General features: G+C 43.0%; 4 protein-coding genes and 1 pseudogene. All 5 read right to left on the bottom strand.

Going from position 1 to position 4,575, the window contains the following annotated elements; genetic code table 11:
- Window positions 1-164: pseudogene (locus ACFVSH_RS23190) on the bottom strand (lysine 2,3-aminomutase); the annotation flags it as partial.
- 118 nt (window positions 165-282) lie between these two features.
- Complete coding sequence (locus ACFVSH_RS23195; RefSeq protein WP_387708053.1) at window positions 283-1,662, bottom strand: sigma-54 interaction domain-containing protein; 1,380 nt, start codon at window positions 1,660-1,662, stop codon at window positions 283-285.
- A gap of 83 nt (window positions 1,663-1,745) precedes the next feature.
- A complete protein-coding gene (ablB, locus tag ACFVSH_RS23200; RefSeq protein WP_387604177.1) occupies window positions 1,746-2,594 on the bottom strand; it encodes a putative beta-lysine N-acetyltransferase in 849 nt (282 codons plus the stop codon).
- Between the two features lie 78 nt (window positions 2,595-2,672).
- Window positions 2,673-3,944, bottom strand: coding sequence for a peptidase (locus ACFVSH_RS23205; protein ID WP_387708055.1), 1,272 nt, complete (start codon window positions 3,942-3,944; stop codon window positions 2,673-2,675).
- 9 nt (window positions 3,945-3,953) lie between these two features.
- On the bottom strand, window positions 3,954-4,575 hold a 622-nt coding region (locus tag ACFVSH_RS23210), incomplete at its 5' end, for a 3-oxoacid CoA-transferase subunit B (RefSeq protein ID WP_387708057.1).

The raw sequence follows: 4,575 nt of genomic DNA on the forward strand, positions 1-4,575 counted from the left end.
TCCTCTTCATCCGGAGTCAGGTTTATCACTTTTTTCAAATCATCAACAGTCCGGATCGTATTCGTAAGCTGCCACAGCCAGTTGTTCCATTGTTCTTCGGTTACATCTTTCCAAAGCTCTATATCTTTCCAATTTCGATCTGGCTTATATAAGTCAAATAACATGGTAATACCTCCTGAGTTATGATAGTAGTATTAAATGCAAGAAGGGTGCCAAAATGACCCAAGAATTCAAATGCCCATAAAAAAAACCGGACTGCTGGGTGCATCCGGTTTTTTCCATTCAAATATGCTTTTTTATTTTATATTGCAAGGTCTGTCTTGGAATTTGCAATAGTTTCGATGCCTGGAAAACGTTACCGTTCGTTTGAAGCAGCGCCTCGGTAATCAATTTTGTTTCCATCTCAATCATGGCCTCACGAAGCGGAAGGATTTTTTCTGATGGGGTGGGCTTTTTTAAAAATTGGGGCAAATCTTCAAGATTCAAAACATCATTCTCCGTATGGTTCATCATGAACTCTATCGTATGTTTAAGCTCCCTTACGTTTCCAGGCCAATGATATTTACGAAAAAAAGCCTCAGTCTTCTCATCCATGCCTTTTATCGACCGTCCTAATTTACTGTTAAATATGGATATGAAATGTTGAGAAAGAAGCTCTATATCATCAATCCGCTCCCTTAACGGAGGCAACTCGTAGCTCAATACGTTCAATCGGTAAAACAAATCCGGCCTTAGCCTGTTTTCCGATACCTCCTTTTTCGGATCCATATTCATCGCAGCCATGATCCTGACATCCACCTGTACACTCTTTGTGCCGCCTATCCTCCTGATGAACCCATCTTCTAGTACACGCAGAAGCTTTGCCTGTAAGTCAATCGGCATCGATTGCAATTCATCCAAAAACAAAGTTCCGCCGTTGGCTAATTCAAACAATCCCTGACGTTCAATAGCACCAGTGTAGCTTCCTTTTGCCGTACCGAATAGAAGCGACTCCAATAAACTTTCTGGTAGGGCAGCACAATTTTGCGCGATGAAAGGTTCTTTACTGCGGCTCGAATCTTGGTGGATGCTTTGAACAAAAAGCTCTTTTCCTACACCGCTTTCCCCATAAACCAATACCGATGAGGAGGAGCGGGCAGCCTTTTTACCTTGTGATATCAAACCTTTAAACCCATTATCTTTTGTCAGGATTTCCGTAAAAGAATACAATCCGCCGTTTGCAGGCGTTTTCCTTTCAGGACTTTTGATCGTCTTGAGCGAGCTTTCCAGATCAGCTAACCTTTCAGATAATTGCTTCAAGCTTGAATAATCCTTGGCAATTTCTATTGCACCTATCATAAACCCATCAACATATATGGGGAGCGTCGTATTTAGCGTCTCTATGATTCGTCCATGTGCATTTACATACGATTGACTATAGTTGTAGATTGGTTTTTCAGATTTAATGACCCGGAGTAAGGTCGATGATTTGTGATTCAAAGAAGGAAAGGCTTCAAGCAACGGTTTCCCAATGACCTCACTTCTTTTCATCCCATCATGATTGGCTGCCACTCCGTTATAAAAGATGGTCATTCCTTTTGGATCTATCACATGAATGCCTTCATCAATGGTTTCTAATATTGCTTCCAACACTTCACTTGTATTAAAAAATTCACTTGGCAAAATATCCCCCCTAAAAGCCCTTCTTGCTAAATGTATATGAGGAAATGCCAAAAACTTGTCATCAACCGCCTAAAAATGAGCATTCAAGTTAAATTTTTCACCCAAAGGTTCATATCTTCCAGTTTATCAAAGATATAACAATTATTAGCCAAACGCCCGCGGTACGAGTAACCATGCTGATGCAATGCAGCATTCATGCCGAATGATAGCGACCTGGCAATCGAATAGATACAATAAATTCCATGTGAAATAAGATAGTCTTCAAGCGCGGAAATCAAGTGTTTCATCAAGCCGTACTGCCGATGTTCCGGCAATGTCGCACAATCGGTGATTTCTGCATTATGGTAAAAGGAATTAATTTCTGCGGAAGCAGCACTGACGATCCTCCCTTCATGGACAAAAACATAAAAAACCGTTCCCATTTCCATGCACTTTTCTACGTATACTGGATCATTCATCGGTGTGGGATACACTTCGAAAACCTTACCATACAATTGGGCCAGCTGAAGTGCATCGGTAACTTCTGCTTTACGGCCTTGATAGGCTGGCGGCGGATCATCCAGACCGGATTTTGTCGATAGACTCTGAACACCGGTAAGGATTTGATCTTCCTTCTCCCATTCTGCACTGTTGCGCCTTTCATTCCGGTTATATTTAACAAGGAAGAAACAATCGCTTCCCAAGAAGAATTTATCGATGCTACCTTCATATAGAAAGCCTTGAGCAAGCAATGCCATAACGTTTTCCCTGCGTGATTTGAAGATGATTTTTTCTGCTGATACGCCTTTAGCCACCTTCAAAGATTCCTCCAAACAATCTTGAAAATGACCTAGATAATCATCAACCCTGATTCGCTTATTAAAATGGTCGATCGTAATATGTATGGTGCACCTTGGCTTTTGAATTCTTTTTTCAATGATTTTAGCCTCCATTTGTCCGCTCCTTTCACAGCTTCGAAAATTGTTGCGAAAGGTCTGACCCTTCCTGGAATCAGACCTTGGGAAAAATGATTATTCCTGTTCCACCCCACACCATTCAATAATGGTCAATGCGATGATTTCCGCTACCTCCATCATTTTATCCACCTCTATATATTCGTTCGAATCATGGGCCATCTTTGTTTCCCCTGGTCCAAACACAACTACCGGGGTAGTGCCAACAGATGAAAGATACCCTCCATCCGTCGCCCAAGGGGATGCTTCGATAAGCGGTTCTTCCCCTACCACTTTTTCATAGTATGTGCCAATGGTCTTCATAAGCGGGTGATTTATTTCGAGATTGCCAGGCAGCCATCTGGCCCCAAACCATTCTAATTCAATAGGTTTTTCTTTGAACCATGCATCAGTCCGGTTTAAAGCATCTATCCGCTCCTTCAGCGACTTTTGTGCCGCTTCCATGGTTTCTGTCGGGGCGATGCCGAATCTACCTTCTAGAACGGCTGTATCCGGCACGGAGGAAGGCCAGTTCCCGCTTTGAATGCTACCAATGTTGATTGGAATCGGGATAGGGACATTTTTATAGAGTGAATGACGGAGTGACTCATTTCGTTCTTGTTCAAGCAACTTGATTTCATTCATTACTCCAACCGCTTTATCTATTGCACTGACTCCTTCATACCTCGTGCCTCCATGTGCAGACTTGCCTTTTATTCTCAGTCGAAACCACATCGAACCTTGTTGTAAAGGGAATAGTTTCATATTTGTAGGCTCCGGAATGATTGCGCCATCAGCATTGTACCCCCGTATGACTGCCGCAAGTGTGCCGGCACCACCGCTTTCTTCTTCAATTACACTCTGGAATATCACATCTCCCTTCAATTGGATTCCAGATTCGACGATCGCTTCGATTGCGAGCAATAAAGATACATTGCCGCCTTTCATATCCGTCGTTCCCCGCCCGAAAACTTTCCCGTCTATCAACTTGCCGCTATATGGTTCATCGTGCCATGCTGCATGATCTCCTTCAGGAACTACATCAATATGCCCGTTTAAAATAAGGGATTTCCCATTTCCTGTTCCTCTTTTAATAGCCACAAGGTTCGGATTTCCTTTAAAGTCCCTGCGGTCGCAATAAAAATGGGGATGTTTTCTTAAGTGTTCATCTCCGATTTCCCAAAGATCAATTTCTAGTCCAAGTTGTCTGCACTTCTCGACCACTATTGCTTGTGCACTTCCTTCTTGCCCCCTTTTGCTCGGTTCCTGAACCAGTTTTTGCAAAAGTTGAACCCCATTCATCCGATGTTCCTTTAACCATGTTCTTATTTTTTCCTCATACATATCCATTCTCCTCTCTCATTCTTTTAAAATATGGATGTATTCAGAGACGGTAAACGAGGCTTCGGTCCGATTCCTGATTTCCTGAATGCTGGACGTATCAAATACATCAGTTAATAGAAGGCCCTTCGAAGTTACGGAAAACACGCCTAATTCGGTGATGATCATATGTACGCATTTCTTGGCAGTTAACGGCAACGTACATTTTTTGACTAATTTAGACATACCCGCTTTATCGTTATGTTCCATCAAGACAATGACCTTTTTTGCCTTCGCAGCCAGTTCCATTGCACCGCCCATGCCTGGCACCCGCTTTCCCGGGACAATCCAATTAGCGAGGTCCCCCGCTTGACTTACTTGAAGGGCTCCTAGAATCGTGATATCCACCCTGCCTCGCCGTATCATCCCAAATGCAACAGTACTGTCGCAGTAAGAAGCACCGGCTCTAATGGTGATCGGCAATCCCCCGGCATTGCAAAGATGCGGATCTTCCTTCCCCATTTCAGGAGTACTGCCAATTCCCACAAGGCCATTTTCTGCATGAAACATAACTTTATGATCATTCAAAAGATGATTCGGTACAAGTGATGGAATGCCAATTCCCAAATTGACAAGCATCCCATCGCTTATTTCTGCTGCT

The sequence above is a fragment of the Peribacillus sp. NPDC058002 genome (assembly GCF_042886655.1).
GTDB classification, from domain to species: Bacteria; Bacillota; Bacilli; order Bacillales; family DSM-1321; genus Peribacillus; species Peribacillus aracenensis.

What these genes read in the sequence shown, in the direction of transcription:
- ablB (WP_387604177.1), bottom strand. Translation starts at nt 2,594, where the DNA reads ATGGAGGCTAAAATCATTGAAAAAAGAATTCAAAAGCCAAGGTGCACC.
- ACFVSH_RS23205 (WP_387708055.1), bottom strand. Translation starts at nt 3,944, where the DNA reads ATGGATATGTATGAGGAAAAAATAAGAACATGGTTAAAGGAACATCGG.